At 50.3% G+C, this 16,397-nt stretch carries 18 protein-coding genes and 1 pseudogene; 9 read left to right on the forward strand and 10 right to left on the reverse strand.

Translation table 11 applies throughout. From position 1 onward, the window contains the following. Positions 1-22 precede the first annotated feature (22 nt). The gene (locus AC2215_RS25530) at positions 23-1,789 is read left to right on the forward strand and encodes a peptide ABC transporter substrate-binding protein (protein ID WP_486812850.1); all 1,767 of its coding nucleotides are present in this window, start codon (positions 23-25) and stop codon (positions 1,787-1,789) included. 68 nt (positions 1,790-1,857) lie between these two features. Here AC2215_RS25530 and AC2215_RS25535 read toward each other — a convergent pair whose 3' ends face one another. After that, positions 1,858-2,040 (reverse strand): hypothetical protein, encoded by a 183-nt coding sequence (locus AC2215_RS25535; protein ID WP_486812851.1) that lies wholly within the window; start codon positions 2,038-2,040, stop codon positions 1,858-1,860. A 45-nt stretch (positions 2,041-2,085) separates the two neighbouring features. After that, positions 2,086-3,783: a hypothetical protein gene (locus tag AC2215_RS25540; protein WP_486812852.1), complete on the reverse strand. Its 1,698-nt coding sequence runs from the start codon at positions 3,781-3,783 to the stop codon at positions 2,086-2,088. A gap of 167 nt (positions 3,784-3,950) precedes the next feature. Here AC2215_RS25540 and AC2215_RS25545 point away from each other — a divergent pair, with 167 nt between their 5' ends. Beyond that, positions 3,951-4,745, forward strand: a complete 795-nt coding sequence (locus AC2215_RS25545) for a hypothetical protein (RefSeq protein ID WP_486812853.1) — start codon at positions 3,951-3,953, stop codon at positions 4,743-4,745. A gap of 76 nt (positions 4,746-4,821) precedes the next feature. On the opposite strand, the gene AC2215_RS25550 is transcribed toward AC2215_RS25545, so the two are convergent. The 3 genes from AC2215_RS25550 to AC2215_RS25560 all read right to left on the reverse strand — a co-directional run bounded on the left by AC2215_RS25550 (position 4,822) and on the right by AC2215_RS25560 (position 6,315). Continuing rightward, positions 4,822-5,576, reverse strand: a protein-coding gene (locus AC2215_RS25550; protein WP_486812854.1) for an IS5 family transposase whose coding sequence is annotated in 2 segments (ribosomal slippage) — positions 4,822-5,246 and positions 5,246-5,576 — 756 coding nt in all. Because the reading frame shifts where the segments join, the coding sequence is not laid out codon by codon here. An 88-nt stretch (positions 5,577-5,664) separates the two neighbouring features. Next, the gene (locus AC2215_RS25555) at positions 5,665-5,826 is read right to left on the reverse strand and encodes a hypothetical protein (RefSeq protein WP_486812855.1); all 162 of its coding nucleotides are present in this window, start codon (positions 5,824-5,826) and stop codon (positions 5,665-5,667) included. Between the two features lie 108 nt (positions 5,827-5,934). After that, positions 5,935-6,315: a DUF760 domain-containing protein gene (locus AC2215_RS25560; RefSeq protein WP_486812856.1), complete on the reverse strand. Its 381-nt coding sequence runs from the start codon at positions 6,313-6,315 to the stop codon at positions 5,935-5,937. A gap of 255 nt (positions 6,316-6,570) precedes the next feature. On the opposite strand from AC2215_RS25560, the gene AC2215_RS25565 reads away from it, so the two are divergent. Then, on the forward strand, positions 6,571-7,509 hold the full coding sequence (locus AC2215_RS25565; RefSeq protein WP_486812857.1) for a glycosyltransferase family 2 protein: 939 nt from the start codon (positions 6,571-6,573) through the stop codon (positions 7,507-7,509). Positions 7,510-7,672: 163 nt separating this feature from the next. Here the strand turns inward: AC2215_RS25565 and AC2215_RS25570 are convergent, their stop codons facing one another. Together AC2215_RS25570 and gloA2 are read right to left on the reverse strand one after the other, a co-directional pair. Beyond that, a complete protein-coding gene (locus tag AC2215_RS25570; RefSeq protein ID WP_486812858.1) occupies positions 7,673-8,164 on the reverse strand; it encodes a hypothetical protein in 492 nt (163 codons plus the stop codon). Between the two features lie 186 nt (positions 8,165-8,350). Further along, complete coding sequence (gene gloA2 / locus AC2215_RS25575; protein ID WP_486812859.1) at positions 8,351-8,737, reverse strand: SMU1112c/YaeR family gloxylase I-like metalloprotein; 387 nt, start codon at positions 8,735-8,737, stop codon at positions 8,351-8,353. A 409-nt stretch (positions 8,738-9,146) separates the two neighbouring features. Between gloA2 and AC2215_RS25580 the strand changes: the two genes are divergently transcribed. Beyond that, positions 9,147-9,842: an HAD-IA family hydrolase gene (locus AC2215_RS25580; protein ID WP_486812860.1), complete on the forward strand. Its 696-nt coding sequence runs from the start codon at positions 9,147-9,149 to the stop codon at positions 9,840-9,842. On the opposite strand, the gene AC2215_RS25585 is transcribed toward AC2215_RS25580, so the two are convergent. Both AC2215_RS25585 and AC2215_RS25590 read right to left on the reverse strand, forming a co-directional pair. Continuing rightward, positions 9,745-10,503 (reverse strand): lipoate--protein ligase family protein, encoded by a 759-nt coding sequence (locus AC2215_RS25585; RefSeq protein ID WP_486812866.1) that lies wholly within the window; start codon positions 10,501-10,503, stop codon positions 9,745-9,747. The two genes, AC2215_RS25580 and AC2215_RS25585, sit on opposite strands and share 98 nt — an antisense overlap. A gap of 207 nt (positions 10,504-10,710) precedes the next feature. Next, a complete protein-coding gene (locus AC2215_RS25590; RefSeq protein WP_486812861.1) occupies positions 10,711-10,887 on the reverse strand; it encodes a hypothetical protein in 177 nt (58 codons plus the stop codon). Positions 10,888-11,176: 289 nt separating this feature from the next. Here AC2215_RS25590 and AC2215_RS25595 point away from each other — a divergent pair, with 289 nt between their 5' ends. Next, positions 11,177-11,431, forward strand: a complete 255-nt coding sequence (locus AC2215_RS25595) for a glutaredoxin family protein (RefSeq protein ID WP_486812862.1) — start codon at positions 11,177-11,179, stop codon at positions 11,429-11,431. Between the two features lie 42 nt (positions 11,432-11,473). Further along, positions 11,474-12,979: a UDP-N-acetylmuramoyl-L-alanyl-D-glutamate--2,6-diaminopimelate ligase gene (locus AC2215_RS25600; protein ID WP_486812863.1), complete on the forward strand. Its 1,506-nt coding sequence runs from the start codon at positions 11,474-11,476 to the stop codon at positions 12,977-12,979. A 491-nt stretch (positions 12,980-13,470) separates the two neighbouring features. On the opposite strand, the gene AC2215_RS25605 is transcribed toward AC2215_RS25600, so the two are convergent. Beyond that, positions 13,471-14,394 (reverse strand): sulfotransferase family protein, encoded by a 924-nt coding sequence (locus tag AC2215_RS25605; RefSeq protein ID WP_486812864.1) that lies wholly within the window; start codon positions 14,392-14,394, stop codon positions 13,471-13,473. Between the two features lie 831 nt (positions 14,395-15,225). Between AC2215_RS25605 and AC2215_RS25610 the strand changes: the two genes are divergently transcribed. From AC2215_RS25610 to AC2215_RS25620, 3 genes and pseudogenes are all read left to right on the forward strand, one after another. Next, on the forward strand, positions 15,226-15,357 hold the full coding sequence (locus tag AC2215_RS25610; RefSeq protein WP_486812865.1) for a hypothetical protein: 132 nt from the start codon (positions 15,226-15,228) through the stop codon (positions 15,355-15,357). 60 nt (positions 15,358-15,417) lie between these two features. Beyond that, positions 15,418-15,818, forward strand: a pseudogene (locus AC2215_RS25615) (DUF4347 domain-containing protein); the annotation flags it as partial. Positions 15,819-15,884: 66 nt separating this feature from the next. After that, positions 15,885-16,397, forward strand: a 513-nt coding sequence (locus AC2215_RS25620; protein ID WP_486812867.1) for a pectate lyase-like adhesive domain-containing protein, incomplete at its 3' end; no start/stop codon positions are given.

Genomic DNA, 16,397 nt, shown 5'->3' on the forward strand with positions numbered 1-16,397 from the left:
AAGTTTTTAGGTGACTCTTTTGATGTTTATCCATCTACAGGCTAGCGTGTCTAAAATCCCTCATCCCTTTTGTCTGAGATATCTATTGCCGCTGCTGAGTGCCTCGTTACTCACCGGATGTCCCCAGGGCAATCCCATTGCCAGCACCCCACCAGACGTCCTCAAGATGCTGTACTGGCAAGCTCCAACCATTCTCAATCCCCATCTCTCCACGGGATTTAAAGACTCCGAAGCGAGCCGCATCACCCTAGAACCCCTCGCAAGCTACGATGGCGAGGGTCAGTTGATACCGTTTCTGGCCGCTGAAATTCCGACGGTGGAAAACGGCGGACTCAGTCAGGATGGGTTCTCCGTTACCTGGACGCTCAAACCCGATCTCAAATGGTCCGATGGAAAACCTTTGACTGCCGAAGATGTGGTATTTACCTACGAATTCATCTCCAATCCCGAGGTGGCATCCACTAATGCGGGAGTATACGAAAATATCGATCGCGTCGAAGCCATCGACGATCTGACGGTCGTCGTGATTTTTCGAGATGTCACCCCAGCTTGGTCGCTACCGTTTGTCGGTTCGGAAGGGTTGATTTTACCCAAGCATTTATTTGAAGACTATAACGGTGCGAACTCGCGAGAAGCCCCAGCGAATCTGATGGCCGTCGGAACCGGGCCGTACCGGGTCGCGAAATTTAAACCGGGGGATATTGTCGTTTACGAACCCAATCCCTTTTACCGAGAAGCCGAAACCCTCAGTTTCTCTAGGATCGAACTCAAAGGGGGTGGAGATGCCACGTCAGCGGCCCGAGCGGTCTTACAAACGGGAGAAGTGGATTATGCCGATAACCTTCAGGTCGAACCCAGGGTTCTCGAAGAACTCGAAACGGGGGGTAAAGGGATCGTGGTTGCAAATTTCGGCCCCCTATCAGAGCGAATCCTCATCAATCAAACCGATCCGAATCAAGCGACTGCCGAGGGCGATCGATCGAGTCTCGAGTTTCCCCACCCCTTTTTAACCGATCCCTTGGTTCGGCAAGCCTTGAGCTTGGCGATCGATCGCGATACGATCGCCACCCAACTCTACGGAACCATGGGCAAACCCGTTGCCAACTTTTTGTTATTGCCCCAATCCTATAACTCTGGCAATACCAGCTACGAATTTAATTTGGAAAAAGCAGGAGCTTTGTTAGATGAAGCGGGATGGGTGGATACGAATAATAACGGAATTCGCGATCGCGATGGGGTGGAAATGAAAATGCTCTTTCAAACCTCCGTCAATCCCACTCGACAAAAAACCCAAGAAATTATCAAACAATCTCTGACTCAGTTAGGCATCGAGGTCGAACTCAAAAGCATCGATCCGAGTATTCTATTTTCCGGAGAACCGGGAAATACCGATACCATCGCTCGCTTCTATGCGGACTTGCAAATGTTTACCACCGGAAATGCCAGCCCCGATCCGGAAACCTACATGAAAACCTATACTTGCAACGAGCGTTCTACTCCCGAAAATAACTGGTCGGGACAAAATTTTTCCCGCTACTGCAATTTTGAATACGATGGGCTGTGGGAGGCAGCAACGCGAGAACTCGACCCCAGCCAACGCCAGCAATTATTCGTACAAATGAACGATGTGTTGATTGAAGATGTGGCGGTGATTCCGTTGGTGCATCGCGCTGATGCCATCGGCGTGAGCCATAAATTGCTTGGCGTCGAACTCACCCCTTGGGATCGCAATACTTGGAATATTGCTCGGTGGGAAAAAATTGGGGCCGCCGCTGGGGGGGAGAATTAAACCGATCGCAATCGCCATTGGAGTTTAGACAGCGTTCAATGTTAACGTCAGTTTTGGATAAGACTGTTTCAGGTGAGGGCGGGGAATGGGGAATGGGGAATGGGGATGGAGTACTTTGCTCGAGAGCAAAGAAATGTAGCCAGTGTTGTCGCTTCGCTTTCAAGAGGCAAGACGGCCGCCCGAACGTCACCGGTCGTCGGCATCCCGGCGAAGTCGCGGTAGCAAAACTGACGTAATGTTAGAACAGTCAAACCCTTACAGAACCCAGAATCCCCCGTTGAGCGCGCGGGGGAGTGTTAAAGCTTTCGATCGAATCGCAGGGACTGCCCCTCTGATAGTTCTCGAACGCGATCGGTTAAATCGATCCAAGGTAGAAGCTGTCCCAGTTGAAACGTTCGACTCATCACAATGTAAATTGACGTTTGAGCGCAACCGATGCCAGCCCTGACCACGTTTCGCCAAGATTTGGATTGAGAAAACAGTTCGTCGCTCACCTGCCAGTAGCCATTTTCCCAGCGGAAGGTGCGAGTGAAGTGAAATGGCGCGTCTTGTTTGCCAGTAATCAGCATTGCTTGCAGGATTTTGCGAATCAGATTAGGAAAAAAGCGTCCACCGGTTAACATCACCCCGCGCAAGATCGTCATTTTCAGCGGCGTCATCTGTTGCTGCTTTGCCCAGCCCAACTTCCCAATGAGAATAATCTCATCTTTTTCGATGCTGACCTGAGGGCGCGCGATGAGATGACCGACGGCATTTTTGAGTTTGCCCCGGTGGCGAACTTGTAGGGAGAACTGAGTATCGGAAGCTACCAATTGGCGATCGCGAAACAGTTTGAACGTCCCCCCTTTGTTGAGCGCCACATACAGTTCCACCATCGCCCCTTCCGCCGTCACGGGAGACGGTTTCGGGGTTTCGGTATCTTCTGCGTCCTCAGTCTCTTCCCCTTTCTCGGGTTGGACTGCCTCAGAGGGATGGCGGATAATCAACAAGTTCGCCTCTTGCAACCAAATTTGCCCCAGGGGACGGGAGAGGGTTTCCGGACGCTCTTCGACAAAATCGAGCCATGCGAGCAGGTAGTTCCAAGTATGGTGTCCGATAATGTGGTCGTCGGCGTAGCAAGGTGCCAGACCGTTTTCGAGACCTTGTAAGAATAAATCGTTAATCGCGAGAGCTTTGGGAATCCAGCGTCCCGCCAACTCGAAACCGTGGGGAAAGAAGTTATAGGTGTTGCGGCTGCTGTATTCTCCTCCGTAGGAACCGTCGGGATGGATGAAGAGGCTCGCAAGTTCCACTGCTCTCACGAGAGCGTCTTGCAGGCGAGGGTCCGAGGGCGATCGCATTCGTTCCAGCCGCGCCAAACACCACAGCGTCAGAGTATGATAACCCGGATCGCACCCTTCGTATTCGGGAAACCAACCCTCTTCGCTTTGCCAGTCCAAAACGCGCTCGAACCGGCGCAGTTTCGCTCGCTTCCACTTGGAGGTTTGCAGCAATCGCCCCACCAGTTCCAAGCACAAAACGATTAAGGCTTGGTGGTTGGTGAGTTGACCGCTTTCTTCGTGGTGGGCCAGCCAATCCGCACGCCGCTCGAAAAATTCTAGGGCTTCCTTGTTTTCAAGCTCCAAAAGCTGGTAACTTTCCACGCAGGCCAACAGGGAAAAAGCCGCAGCACCAGCGGCGCGTTCGTAGGGAAAGTAATCGTCGCAAGACCCGTCTGGATGGGCGCTGCGAGCGGCGTAGAGGATACCGGATTCGACCCCATCTCGAATCGCATCTTGTTGGTAAAACGGGTTATCGGGGAGATTCGTTTGGTAAGCCAGCGCTAGGGGCCAGACGAACTCCTGGGACATGCCGCTGGGGAAATCGATAATTTTGTAGTGCCAAAAGTTGCGATCGAAACAACCGTAAGTAGGACTGTGGGGATTGCGATCGAGTAACGTGAGAATTTTGGGAATTTGGGCGAGCGCGATTCGGGCGAATAAATCTCGACTCATAGCACTGAAAGATGAACCCTAACGAGCAGCGCGTCGGTCGCGCGCCGATCTCTCTCAGGGAGGAAATTTTTGCGGTTTGGGGCTGGAGAATTTTTGATGTTAATATTACCACGCACCTTCGACCAACCCCAGGGCTTTGAGGGAAAAAGTTAAAATTACCGGAAAATATGGGTTGCCATCTCCAAAATCGGTCTATTTTTAGCTTAGGGTTAGCACTCGCTGGAGTCTTCGGGGAGTTACTCGTGCCTCTCGGGAGCTGGGCACAACCGGAAAACTTTCTGAGGGAAACTGCTCCACGACGGGAAATCGAGGCGATCTTCGAGACGTTATTGCAGCGTTCCTATTGGCGCGCCATCGAAGATGCTCGGGAAGCGGAGGAGACGGAAATTTACCACGACCTTTGGGCGATCGATCCAGATAATCCCGCTCTCATTTGGTCTGAGGCGTCAGATGTGTTGGTGGTGACGTGGACGGACTGGGATGGCTACGACGCCCTTGTCGGTACCCCCTTGGATCTCGATCGTCCGGTTTGGGTAACCCCTGCCCCCCAAGTACAGAACTTTTGCCAAAGTCTCGACTTCGCTCCTCCCAGTCTGACCTTGAGATTGGAGCAGTATCTCGGCTTACCCCCCCACAACGGCAAAACTAAATTTGTCGAACTGTGGATTTCTCCAGAGGACCTATGGCGCCCCTGTCCCGATCCAGAAATTGACGATCGAAGCTGCCAGCGACAGTTTCCCGAAGAGGCGGATCTCGAACATAAACGTTCGATCGTGGAATTGATGCTCTCCTCTTACGGGGCAAACGGTTACCCGTGGACGCGGTTGGGATATACTTACGACTGGGGTCGCGTCCGCTCTGAAGTGGGGGCAAGCGAGTTTGTCATCGCATCGGGAGCAAAAGTCACCGTTCGCTCGGTGCAACCGACTGAAGAATTTTGCCAGCACATACCCGATCTCTGAATATCTGTGAGTTCAGAGATCGCAATCGATTGTTGAATTCACGAACATTTGCCTCTAAGGATATTAGGGCGTGTCATCAGTTAAGCCAAATCACGGAAGCCGTCAGATAGATAGCCCCCAAAAAATTCCGAGCGGTTTTATCGTAGCGGGTCGCAATAGCTCGAAACTGCTTGAGTTTGGCAAAAAAGTTTTCGATGAGATGACGAGCTTGATAGAGGTGTCGGTCATAGGGCAATTGCTCTTTCCGATTAGCTTTAGAGGGAATCACTGCTACGGAGCCATTGGACTCGAGTTTTTGACGCACCCGCTCATGAGCATCATAGGCTTTGTCCGCCAGCAGGGCTTGAAACTCGATGTCTTCAAGCAGAACATCGGCACCGTCCAAATCGTGGGCTTGAGCGACCGTGAGGTGAAAACCTGTGGGATTCCCGAGAGCATCGCAGATGGCGTGAATTTTGGTGCTCAATCCGCCTCGGCTACGACCAATGGCTTGGTCACCGTTTTTTTGGGAGCACCAGCACTATGTTGATGGGCTCGGACAATGGTCGCATCAATCATCCCATATTCGTTGTCTGCATCCAGGGCTAACTCCTCGAAGACTTTTTTCCAGACTCCACTTCGGTTCCAACGGCTAAATCTTGTATGCACCACTCGAAAATCTCCAAACCGTTCGGGCAAATCCCGCCATGGGATTCCCGCTCGATATCGATACAACACAGCTTCTACAAACTGGCGATTGTTGGGAGCTGTTCCTCCTACGTGGCCTTCTCGTCCGGGTAAGAAATCCTTGATTTTCTCCCATTGGTCATCACGCAAGGCATATCGACGCATTCGGTCTCTCCTTATGGGTTACCATCATCTTACCAGCACTCACCGATGGGATACTCCGTTGCCCCCGTTGTGAGAGGGTTAACCTGGATTATTCCTTCCAGGCTATAGGTCGGGTATCTCTAATTTCTTCACCCACGGCGTTTTTGAGCGATCGCACTGAGTATTTTTTCTCATTCAACCCACTCACCGATCGTTGAGATGGCGATCGCACCTTCCCCACCGGCTCATGAATAATCCAGGTAGAAGTCACGTGAGCGATCGCACCTTCAAGCTACGATCGCATCCCCATCACGAACTCACACAATACACACTATGCCTGGGTCTGTCGGGTCCACCCTTTTCTAACTGATGACACGCCCTAGTAACCCGTTTCCTCCGTCGGGAAAGGCGCACCGGTATCCTTCGGGACATTAGGGGTAAAGGGAACCGAACCGGAAAAGCCTCGTTCGAGTTGCATTCGCTGTTCCATTTGCCGCAGGAAGTACCCCGTCATCATTGCAGAAGCCAGCATTCCTGCCATATTTTCTCGATCGGTGGCAATTTGGACGTTAAATCCTTCTGCCGGTAAGACTCCCACCAGTCCCTGTACGTTCCGCGAGATTATATCTTTAATCTCGGGACTGGCAGACTTGGCGATGTGAGCGAGAATTTCTGGGGGTTGATTTTGCAGATATTTGAGCAGTTGGTTGACTTGGCGATCTTCTGTATCGGAGCTGAAGAATTCGGGGTTAAAAACCATAGAGGGTTACAGGATATGGTTACCTATACTTTATAATACACGCGAATTTCACATTGTGTGTGGCACCACGTCTTAGACTCGCGGCCTGTTCGTGGCTCGTCGGAATCGAAGCCAGTGATTCTGCATCCGGGAAAATCGGGAAAAAATCGGCAATTTTCGGTCGCGATTCCCTCGATCGAAACCCACTTGAAATTCACACCTTGTTTCCATGGCGATCGTCACGATCTCTCTATTTTTCGACTCGGATCTGACTCTATGTTTTTGAGCGTTGTCATCCCGACTTACAATCGCAAACCGATATTAGAAAAGTGTCTGAGAGCGTTAGAATCTCAGCGATTTACGCCGCAAACGGCCATTGAAGATTATGAGGTCATCGTCGTTGATGATGGTTCGACAGATGAAACGCAAATCTGGCTTGAAGCCTACGCCCAACGCTTTTCTCGATTGCATTGGTACCCCCAAAACCATCAAGGACCGGCCACCGCGCGCAATTTGGGGGTACGGCAAGCCAAAGGAGATACGATCGTCTTTATCGATAGCGATTTAGTGGTGACGGAAACCTTTTTACAAGCCCATGCCGATGGATTGCAACGGGGGCAGAAACGATTCGATCGCGTGTTTACCTACGGGGCGGTGATTAATACCAATAACTTCGAACATCCAACGGAGGAACCCTACAAAATTACGGATTTTTCAGCGGCGTACTTTGCCACGGGAAATGTCGCCATTTCTCGGCATTGGTTGGAGAAAGCCGGACTTTTCGACGAGCGCTTTTATCTCTACGGTTGGGAGGATTTAGAGTTGGGGGTGCGCCTGAAAAAGTTGGGGTTAAAACTGGTGAAATGTCCCGAAGCGGTGGGATATCATTGGAATCCGGCATTTACCCTCGATCGACTGCCGCAAATTATCGATCGCGAACGACAGCGAGCGCGCATGGGGGTCGTGTTTTACCAAAAACATCCCACCTGGGAAGTGCGGATGATGATTCAAATGACCCTACTGCATCGAGTGTTGTGGGGAATCCTCTCCCTGGGAGGATGGCTTGACGAACGCACCGCGCGACCGGTTCTACAATGGTTGATCGCTCGAGACCAACCTCAACTGGCTCTCGAATTTGCCCGTATTTTTCTCAATTGGTATAACGTGCGAGCGGTGTACGAAGCGAAAGCCGAACTCGAACGTTCTTTAGGGTAAAAAGTGCGATAAAAGTGTGATGGACTCAAAAGCCGATGAAAGCTGGTGATTTTGACATTTAGCATTCCACTCCATGTGACGACTGAATTTTATCGGTACGAGCCAAACTCTTCGTCAACAGTGCCAGTAAAGATGGTCAGAATTCAATAAAAACAATAAAAACCTAAAGATTGAAGGGATGGGAGTCTGAGGAGACGGCTTCAAATCGAACGGGATTGGCAGAACAATTCCTCAAATCCGGGGCTACTCGCCGCAGTTTGACGAGGATGCGATCGTCCATCCAGAGAATGACGGGAAAGGAAAACTGCTTGGCAAACTCATTGCGCATCATATTCGCCGAACTGAGAACGGAATCGATTGGCTTCACCGATTCCAAGCCAAAGACGGCTAATGCTTGAGGTTGCGTGTCACCTAATTGTTCGCGGATGACGCTGTAAAGGGTTTGACTCGAAGGCGGAATCACCAATTCTTCGATCGAGACGGGAGTGGCTTGACGGGCCGCCTCGGTCATGTAATGGGACAGCTGGGGTTGGTTGCAGCAGGCTAAAACGAGGCTGAATTGACCTTGAGAAAGGGTGATAATTCGGGAGAGTTTTCGGAGCGATCTTAGGTTTTGCGGCGTTGTTGCTTGTAAGTCCAAAACGCTCGACATCATGATATTTAGTGACCCTTTTTTGAGTTGGCTTGGTACGCTCGAGAGATCGGGAACGGATGTAGCGCTGCAACCCCAACTGAAAATTTGACGATCTCTCACCTCAAGTTTGCTCGATCTAGGTTAAGATTTGGTGTAATTTCGATCGCATTGTAATATATATTGACTTATCTATTAGTGTATGTATACTTATTGTTCGTACATTTCTAAGGGTAAGCAATCGGGGTCGCGAAAAAAGGTAAAACGTTTACCCGTCAACTCATCGAGCCGAATCGGTTCCACACTCACCCCCAGGCTGGCTAACTCAGCCACCGCGCCATCGAGATCGGTAACGGCAAATGCCAGATGCCGCAAGCCACAAGCTTCCGGTTGGGTGAGGCGCTCCGGCGGATCGGGAAAGGAAAAGAGTTCGAGGCGATCGCCGTTTGCCCCTTGCAAATCTAACTTGTAAGAGTTTCGTTGCGCTCGGTAGGTTTCTTGAAGGATCTCAAACCCTAAAATTTGAGTATAAAAATGCTTTGATTTCTCGTAATTCGAGCAAACGATCGCCACGTGATGGATGCTTAATGCTTGCATTGGAAAAATTACAGTATAATTAAACACACAGCCAAAGCGACAAGCAATTGTTTCAACTGATTCGAGTTGACAACCTTCGAGAGTCGTCGAGGTCTAAATTGATGAACGATGACGCTTCAATTCTACCTTGATGCTCCATCGAATTACCAAGTCAGTACGGAATTAATCTCTTGTTCGAGACGAGAGGGGAATCGGGAGTTTCTCCGCTCGAAATCGTCGAACTGTCTCTATTTACATTCGGCATCCTGTAGCCGAGCAAAGATCTCTTAACTCATAAAACTTTCAGCTCCGATACTTGCTTGATTATCGGGTTCGATCGTCTCTCCATTCAAATTTTTGTGGATTTTTTCAGTCTGCATTGAATGATGAGAGAGATTTTTGTTTTCAATCCAAAATTATCCATTTAAAAATGATGAAGCGTTCAAATTCTCTGGATTTCAAGCCCACCATCGAACCCTTAGAAGGGGTTAAACAAATGGTGTTTGATTTTGACGGCACGATTGCCGATACCCTCGACACCGTCGTGGCAATTATCAACAATTTAGCGCCCGAATTTGGCTACCGGGCAGCGAGTCCCACGGATGTTGCTAAATACAGAGACTTAAACTCAAAAGAACTGATGGAAGTCTCGCAAATACCCCTGTGGCAAATCCCGTTTTTACTGCGCCGAGTCAAAAAGGAGCTAAATCAGCAAATTAGTGTCTTACAACCCATTCCGGGAATTCGGGACGTTTTAGAAGAATTAAAAGCTCAAGGACTTTCTTTAGGAATCCTGACGTCAAATTCCCAAGATAATGTTTCAGATTTTTTACAAAAGAATCAGATGGGAAGTTTATTCGACTTTGTTTATTCGGGGACTCACTTATTTGGCAAAGATAAAGTTCTGCGAAAGATTCTCCAGCAACAAGCCCTCGCGCCGGAACAACTAATGTACGTCGGTGATGAAACCCGAGATGTGGATGCGGCCAAAAAAGTCGGGGTCAAAGCGATCTCCGTCAGTTGGGGATTCAACTCTTCGGCGGCGTTGGTGGCACGCAATCCGGATGTGGCGATCGACTATCCCCGACAACTGATGGAAGTGGTAGGGATGCAGGTGGCCAGTTGAGAATGGCTTGCCACTCGGTGTCGTCGAAAGAGCGCTCGACGAACTCCACCTCAAAGCATTCACGGGCGGTGCGGGTGAGGGTTTCAACGATCTCGCGGACTGAAAGGTTGCGACCCATCGGTTCTGGCGCGATCGCCGAGTCCGTTTTTGTCCCAAACGCCCGCGCGAATAATTCGGCATCCGGATGCAAGCGCATCGAACCATGTTGCAAAATCGCATTCCCCCGTCGCAATTGGGCGCTGCCGATAAACTTCACTCCCGCATCGGTGACCAAATCTGCCCCCGTCGCCGTGGCAAAGCAATTTGCACTGCGGGTATAGCTTTTACCTGCCTTTCCGTAGTGGAGGGGTACCCCCAGGCTGTGCCAACCGCGAATCAAAAACTGGCAAATCTTCTCGTAAACCTGGATGCGGCTGCCTTTGATACCTGAGAGGGCGATGGCGTAGGTTAAATCTCCCTGGTGCAACACCGCCCGTCCGCCCGTGGGACGGCGCACCAACTCTACCGGTTTTCCCTGCCAGGTTAACCCTTGCCAGTGGGAGGGCCATTCACGCTGGTGGTAACCCAGAGAAATGGCTGGTGGCGACCAGGTATAAAAGCGCAAACTCGGAGGATGCAAACCCCGTCGATGTTGCTCTAACAGCCAATTATCGATTGCCATTTGAACGGCACCGGATGCTTCTAAGCATGGAACCAGTCGCCAAATGCCATCGGTTTGAGGTTTGCTTTGAGTCAAATTATGCCACTCCCCCACCACAAAACGCGATCGAAACGGTTATGAACGAATATACTCCGATTCGTCGATCTCGGAGGGAAATCTAGCCTGGATTATTTATTCACCAAACGCGAAAATTCCCATCTCGATCGCTTAGCTATCGGCTGGCGGAGCATAGTAGAGTTCGTTTTTGAGTATCCAGCCTGTCTCTTGTTGCAGATAAGCATGGGTACTCATACCAAGCTGTTTCGCGGTTCGAGCGACGGTCTTATAATCCAGACCCAAGAGGTCGCAAAGTTCGCGCTGACGGATTCCAGTTCGGTTTTTCATGGACTGAGGAAAGAATGTGTTTGGAGCTTACTGCGGTTCTAGATATTTTTGAGTGCAGAGTGTAGCGTAGCCCAAATCCTTCTCATGACGATCGAACATTCATCGCGTCAACAGAATCAACTGGCGCAGGATGAGTTGGGTCAGAAAACGGATTTAAGCGAAACTCCAGCAAAAGACAGGGTGGATGGTTGAGTCGCTCTCAGCGGACCTGTTTTTCTGCTTCTTATCCCGAACTAAGGCTAAAATCTAAAATCTAAAATCTAAACTTCTCCAACCATTGCCAAATCTCATGCATCTAACCCTATACAGCAAACCCGGCTGCCACCTGTGCGAAGGATTGCAAGAAAAACTCGAACAAATTGAAGGCATCACCCTCGACATTCGGGATATTACCACCCGCGAGGAGTGGTTCCGAGCTTACCAGTACGAAGTGCCTGTTCTGTTCCAAGGAGAACAACCGATTCCGCGCCCTTCTCCCCGCGCGTCTGTCGCACAATTGGCAAAAATGTTACAGAAGTATCGAGCCGATTCTGAGGCAAAATAAGTTCAATAACATGGTGTGAGTCAATCTGTAACAGGTAACTCTATGAAACTGCGCGAGCTGATCGCTACTGTAACTGGGTTGGAATCCGTACCCGAGCATCCGGCACTCGATGCCGAAGTCACGGGTCTGTGTACGAATTCCCACGCCTGCCAACCGGGAAACTTATTTTTGGGGATGCCGGGAACCCGCGTAGATGGGGGAGATTTCTGGCAAAGCGCGATCGCCTCTGGGGCTGTTGCGGCAATGATTTCTCCAGTAGCCGCCCTCAACGCCAAACAAAAAGGGATCGGCGAGGCTTGTATTCTCACGGCCGCGGATATGACCGTTGCCTGTGCCGAAGTGGCGAATGCCTTTTACGGCTATCCCGCCCAGAAGATGGATTTGGTGGGGGTGACGGGAACCAACGGCAAAACAACGACGACGCACCTCATCGAATTTTTACTCGCCCGAGGGGGGAAATCCACAGCGCTGCTGGGAACGCTTTACGCCCGCTGGCCGGGATTCGAGCAAGTGGCGGTCCATACCACCCCCTTTGCGGTCGATTTGCAGAAACAACTTGCCGATGCCGCCGAGGCCGGGGCAAAAATCGCCGCCATGGAGGTCAGTTCTCACGCCCTCGCCCAAAATCGAGTGCTCGGTTGCCAGTTTGAGGTGGGGGTGTTTACGAATTTGACCCAAGACCACCTGGACTATCACCGGGATATGGAGGATTATTTCCAGGCGAAGGCGAAGCTGTTTGACGAGACGTATCTGAAGGGGAGAGGGATTATCAATGCCGATGACCCCTATGGAAGTCGGTTGATTGTCGCCCTGGGGAACGATCGCGTTTGGTCTTACAGTACCCGCGAAATCGAAGCGTCCCTGCGGACGAGCGATTTGCACTACGAACCGAACGGGGTGCGCGGGATGCTGCATACGCCAATGGGAAATTCTCCCTTCGAGTTGCCGTTGGTGGGTCAATACAATTTGGAAAATATGCTCGCAGCGGTAGGGGCAGCCTTGCATTTGGGAGTAGACTTAGAAGCGATCGTCGCCGCACTGCCCGAGTTTCCCGGCGTACCGGGGCGGATGGAACGGGTGTGGGTGAGTCCCGACCAAGATATCAGTGCCATCGTCGATTACGCCCATACCCCCGATAGTTTGAAGAATTTGTTGGAGGCGGCGCGACCGTTTATTTCTGGGAAGACGATTTGCGTGTTCGGCTGCGGGGGCGATCGCGATCGTACCAAACGCCCGCAAATGGGTAAAATTGCCGCAGAATTAGCGGATGTTGCCGTTGTCACCTCCGATAACCCGCGTACGGAAGATCCCGATCGCATTTTAGAAGATGTGTTGGAGGGGATACCGGATGCGGTCAACCCGATGGTGATTGCCGATCGCGCCGAAGCTATCCGGACGGCGATTTTGCAAGCTAAACCGGGGGATGGGGTGCTCATTGCCGGGAAGGGGCACGAGGACTATCAAATTCTGGGGACGGAGAAGATTCACTTCGACGATCGCGAACAGGCCAGGGCCGCGTTATTCGAGCGGTTATTGGGGCGATCGTAGGTCAGAGATATCGGATTTGGGAGAAAAAATAGAATGACTCATTGCCGTTTCGCTTAGTAACGTGAAATGCGCGGGACTCTCCAAAGGAGAGTCCCGCGCTCCGGCTGAGCTAGCCTGCCAGCACCCTCCGCTACGCTTCGCCCCGCGCTCTATTTGGCGACGGTTCAAGGAATCAAAGATTCCGCGTCGCATCAAATGAGCGTCGGGACGCCAGTTGCTCTACTTGGGGACACCCCAAGACCGCACTGGCTCATGAATGGCAGGTCGGATATAATACCCAAGGCAGGTAAAACCAATAAGTGCTAATCGCCGCCTGTTAACTCAAACAAATTCAATGAAAGAACCGGTGCGGAGGGGCATCCCGTGTCGTCAATAAAGCTTACCGAGTAACCGAACCGTGGGGTGGTGTTGGTAAGAAGCCCGCGCTATATCTGAGGAGTGGCGCAAGCCGCGACCTATCAGATTAGCGTCGGGAGTATGTCACTGCTGTATTATTGTTCCCAATGGGATAAATCGCGATCTAGAAATTCGGCAAGCCGTTGATTGGGTTCGCGGAAATGCTCCAGAAGCATTTGACGAGTTTCCGGCAACATGGGAGGTGTTTGATATGCCTGGGCGACGGACTTACCGTAAGACGAACGCTTTAACATCCCATACACGATATCGCGCCAAGACTGGGGAAAGCTTTGAGCGATCTTAGCCAGGATCGGAATCGAGCGTAAAGGGGCAGTCACTCGTTTGCGTAGTATGTCTTGGAAAAATCGAGTGGAGTTGTTCGCACAAATGGGCTCTCCCTTGACGAGATCGATATTGTCAATACCGAGAAAACGACAAACTTGAGGTAAAGTTCGTTCCGGACGCTCGATGAGATCTTCCATCAGCAAAAATAGAAAAGATTCTTTGGGGAAAAATTGCAGGTAGCGTTCGATCTGCATCATATAGTTGCTACTTTCGAGGCAGATGTTCGTCCGTGCGATATGCTCTTCAAATGTTTCGCAAACTTTAGATGGGCGACTGACATGACGGTAATATGCGTAAGCCCGGTCTACGGGATGTCGCATGATGTAAATCAGCTTAACATGGGGTATCGTTTGGGCAATACGTTGTACCGTTGCCGGAAATTTGGGAAACTTAGCATAATCGGTCGAAGCTTCTCCACACAATTGATGGGGCTGTGCCGAGCTAAACAGCGAAGAATACCAATCTAAGCCTTTCCCATAGTTCTCATCCATCCCAAAAAAGTTGGGTTCTTTGCATCTAGGCAAATACAGTTGCGGGTGACGTTGGAGGTAGAGAAATAATGTGCTGGTTCCTGACTTTGCCGAACCGATCGCGAGAAAATCTGCCAGGCGTCGCTGTTTTTCCTCTAAGGTAATCGTTGCTTGAGCATTCAATAAATCTGTAGAAGTCATCATATTGTTTGTCCCTCGACTCAAAAAATAGGTTGGTCTATAGCGGTTCTCAACTGGGTGAGGGCACATGTTGAATCTCAAACCCCTCTGTTTCAAGGAAATTCAGGAAAATCGTTCGTGCCTCATCCATTCGAGAAACGCGATCGAGAGTTCACGACTCTCTTGCTAATATGTCGCTGGTTTTTTAGAGATTTCTGGAATATATCGAGTGCAGTAAAATTACGGTTTTCTACGTCTTTTTATTGAATCTTGTTTTTTCGGCGTGAAATTTATGTATTTTCACGTATAAAACTTCCTTACAATCGGAGAAACGCTCGAAATATTGCTATCGTTGAGTCTGTATCGAAGACAAATTTTACAAAAACTTATCGAACTCCGTAGCGGTTCGATGCTGCTCCCTGGAGTCAGTGCTGTAGCGAATGAAATCGCTAGATTCGATCGTGCTTTGGCTGAGTTAACACGATCCCCACTCCAAAAAATATAGATATTGTAAATTTTTTCGCTCTAATTTAAGCGAGCTTAAAACCTAATAATCCTTCCGCAAAATTACTGAAGTCGATCGAGATCGGGCTGAGTTAAATTAAACGGTATAAGTTGAAATTCAAACCTGAGATAACTCTGAATATCTCAGTCGATTTCTTAATTTTAGATATCATTTCTAAAACTCTAAAATAGGGCTTGCGACTGAAATATTTTTATCTTCTTCATTTAAATATGTCTCATTGCTTTGAGTTTCGATTGAGATAACGCTACGCGATTGCATTTTTGTTTTGGTTCAATTTCTAATTTATTTTACAGTTTTAAGCTTTATTTATAATTAATCCGGAATAAATTTTGGATAGCTTTAAACTGTTTATTTTTAGTAACCTCCTCGACATTTATAACGAGGAGAAAATTCGCTGGCGCGTCACTCGTATTGGAGTGGCTCGATGGCGATCGCAATTGGTAAAACCCGACCTTAAATAATCGATATTGACCATGAATTCTACCTCTTCTCCGGCTAACATTGTTTTCGTCGATTCCCGCATGGAAATCGATACTTCTCAAGTCGAACCGGGAACCCAGGTCGTCCGCATCGACCCCACCGAAAACGGGATTGCCCGGATTTCTGAAGTGCTGGCAACCCATCAAAATCTCGCCAGCGTGCAGGTGATCGGACACGGCAACGAAGGAAGCCTATTTCTGGGAAATGTCGAGTTGAACGATTCCACCCTGGCGCAGTACGAAGCCATGGTGCGAGGTTGGGGGGGTCTTTATCCGCAGACGGCGACTTGTTGCTGTTTGGTTGTAACGTAGCCGCTGGGGATCTCGGCAAAACCTTCGTGCAGCAAATTGCCGAACTCACCGGGGCAGACGTGGCCGCTTCCACGGATTTAACTGGGAATGCCAATCTCGGCGGGGATTGGGAACTCGAATATCGCACGGGAAACATCGAGGCAAAATCGGCACTGCATTTGGAAACCCTCGCGGCCTACGAAGGTACTTTAATTGCCGTGGGTAACGAGGCTGCCCTTCGCAGTGCCATTTCCAGTGGGGTACGGGAAATCGAGCTATCGACCAACATTACCCTCACCAGCGCCCTCCCCCACATCACTTCAAGCGTTACCATCGAGGGCAACGGCTACAAAATCGACGGTCAAGATAGCTATCAACTGCTGGTCGTCAAAAATCATGCTAGCGTCATCCTCCAAGACCTCACCCTCGCCAATGGCTTAGCAAAAGGCGGTGATGGGGTTGGCGGTGGCGGCGGCGGTTTGGGTGCTGGCGGCGCGCTGTATCTCGAGTCCGGGACGGTGACAACCGATAACGTCGCGTTCAGTTCCAGTCGCGCCATTGGCGGTAACGCAACCGGAACGGCCGGTTCGGGTGGAATCAAGAAACAGTTCGGGGGTAGTGGTGGTTCTGGCGGCGGTTTGAATGGCTGGGTATTAGGTGCTGCGGGTGGTTCTGGCGGGAGTCTAGACAACAACGGGTGGTCTGGAAGTTCGGGAGGTTTCGGTCAAGGC

The organism is Zarconia sp., from assembly GCF_057467645.1.